The 2,373-nt window shown below is 65.3% G+C and carries 2 protein-coding genes; both read right to left on the bottom strand.

Translation table 11 applies throughout. The annotated features are described in order from the left end of the window. Nucleotides 1–1,487: HAMP domain-containing protein (locus CYD53_RS29710; RefSeq protein ID WP_103721671.1), on the bottom strand; the 1,487-nt coding region annotated here is incomplete at its 3' end. Nucleotides 1,488–1,587: 100 nt separating this feature from the next. Beyond that, nucleotides 1,588–2,373: methyl-accepting chemotaxis protein (locus CYD53_RS29705; RefSeq protein WP_245928504.1), on the bottom strand; the 786-nt coding region annotated here is incomplete at its 5' end.

The raw sequence follows: 2,373 nt of genomic DNA, 5'->3' as shown, positions 1-2,373 counted from the left end.
GCGTCCTTGGCCGACTGGCCAGCCATCTTCTCCGTCGTCGCCGCGTTCTCGGCGTTCTGCTTCACATTGGCCGCCATCTCCTCCATCGAGGACGACGCCTCCTCCGTCGATGAGGCCTGCTCCGTCGAGCCCTGCGACAGCTGCTCGGCCGAAGCCGACAGCTCCTGCGAACCGGACGACATGTTCTCGGCCGCCGTGTTCACCTGGCTGACGACGTCGCGCAGCTTCTCGACCATGTTCTCGAGCGCGATGCCAAGCGTGTCCTTCTCGGACAGCGGCTTCGCCTCGACCGTCAGGTCACCATTGGCGATCGCGTCGGCGACAGCGGCGGTAGCGTTGAGGTTTGCCGTCATCGCATTGAGCGAGGTGACGAGATCGCCGATCTCATCATTGCTCTTCACCGTGATGGCCTGGCTGAGATCGCCGATCGCGACAGCATTGGCGAGGCTAACGGCGCTGGAGAGGCCGCGGCTGATGTTGATGGCGATCCAGGTGGCAGCGGCAACTGCAATCAGGAGCGAGCCGGCCAGGATCGAGATCAGCAGCGTCTTGGCGAACGCCGCAGCTTCCGCCGCTGCGACCGCGGCCGCATCAGCCGATCTGGCGGCAAAGCCGCTGTAATTGTCCAATGCGGTCGAGAGCTCGGCCACTGCGGCGGCGCCTGCCACCATCGTCGAGTTGGTTGCCTTGATCGTTCCGGCCTCCGCCGCGATCGCGACCGTGCGCAACGCCGAAGTGATGCCCTTGTCGAACGCCGCCAGCGTGGGGCCGGTAGCAAGCCCGAGCTGGGCCAGTTCGGCAGCGGACTTGGCGAGCTTGGCACGAACGCCGCGGGCCTGCTCCTCGACGTCCTTATGGAGCTTCTCGACTTCCGCAACCGTCGGCATGTTGAATGCGAGTGCGGCCATGCGGGTCATGCGGAGCCACTCGAGGCGGGCCTCCTGGAAGCCCAGTGCGGCGCGCAGCAGTTCGGGGCTGGTGTCGGGCTTCGAGGCTTCCGCCATCAGCGGGTTTGTCGTCGCCGTAATCGTCTGAATCAGCGGTATTGTCTCCGTCTGCCAGGCTTCAGTCGCACGGTTGCTGGAGTTCAGCTTCGCATATGCCAGCGTTTCATCCTGGACAGCGGCGAAACGGTTCGCCTTATCCGTGATCTGCGCGATGTATTTCTTGCCTTCTTCGCTGGCGATGCGGAAGAGCTCGTCCTTCTGCGCGAGAGCCGTGTTGCGGCGGTCTACCGCACGTGCCGCCGCAGTATCGGTATCCTTCTGGCTGGCGGCGAGCACCGCGTTCTTTTCGGAGCGTATCGATCCGTTGAAAGCGTCGGAGATATTGCCGCTCGCGTTGATCCGCTTCGACCAGGCCACGAGTGCGTTCTGCGTCTCCGTCATCTCCGACAGCTTGACGTAGGAGAGGCCACCGGCCGCCAGGGACAGGGCGATCACGACGCCGAAGGCGCCGGCAAGCTTGGTTTTGATGGTCAGACGCATGACTCAACTCATACTGAAGTGAAGCGGGGGTTTTGGCGCAGGCTTAGGCATAGGGCTGGGGGGCAGGTGCTGCGCTCGACGCGGCAGCATCTGCGCTGGATCAAGACGCGCGGCTGAAACGGACGTCCTGTTCATCCCCGGCTTCGTCGAGATCGAAGGCGAAGCCGCCCTTCGTTGCCTTGGCGGCGCGCGACGGCGCTGTTGGCTTGCGGGGAGCGGCAGCCGCCTTCATCTGCTTCGCCTTGGCCTTGAGCTGGCCGACGGCACGGTCGGTCGCGCGCGCGTCTTCCGTCTTGAAGAATGCGATTGTCGTCTGGAGCTGCTCGGCTTGGGCTGCGAGTTCCTCGGAGGTGGCGGAGACCTCCTCGGAGGCGGCTGCGTTCTGCTGCGTGACCTTGTCGAGCTGCTGGATCGCCTGGTTGATCTGCGTCGAGCCGACATCCTGCTCGCGGCAGGCCGCCGTGATCTCCTCGACAAGCTCGGCCGTCTTCTTGATGTCGGGAACCAGCTTGGCCAGCATCGCGCCCGCCTCCTGCGCCACCTTCACCGTGTCGACCGACAGCGTGCCGATCTCGGCGGCCGCAGCCTGGCTGCGCTCGGCGAGCTTGCGCACTTCCGAGGCCACCACCGCGAAGCCCTTGCCGTGCTCGCCGGCACGCGCCGCCTCCACCGCCGCGTTGAGCGCCAGCAGGTCGGTCTGGCGGGCGATCTCCTGGACGATGTTGATCTTGGCCGCGATCGTCTGCATCGCATCGACCGCCTTGCCGACAGCGATCCCGGAGGCTTCGGCATCCTTGGCCGACTGGCCAGCCATCTTCTCCGTCGTCGCCGCGTTCTCGGCGTTCTGCTTCACATTGGCCGCCATCTCCTCCATCGAGGACGAGGC

This window comes from Allobosea psychrotolerans (assembly GCF_002917105.1).
In the GTDB taxonomy this organism is placed as follows: domain Bacteria; phylum Pseudomonadota; class Alphaproteobacteria; order Rhizobiales; family Beijerinckiaceae; genus Allobosea; species Allobosea psychrotolerans.
Note: the sequence above shows the minus strand (reverse complement) of the source record. Positions and strands in the feature narration are given on the sequence as shown.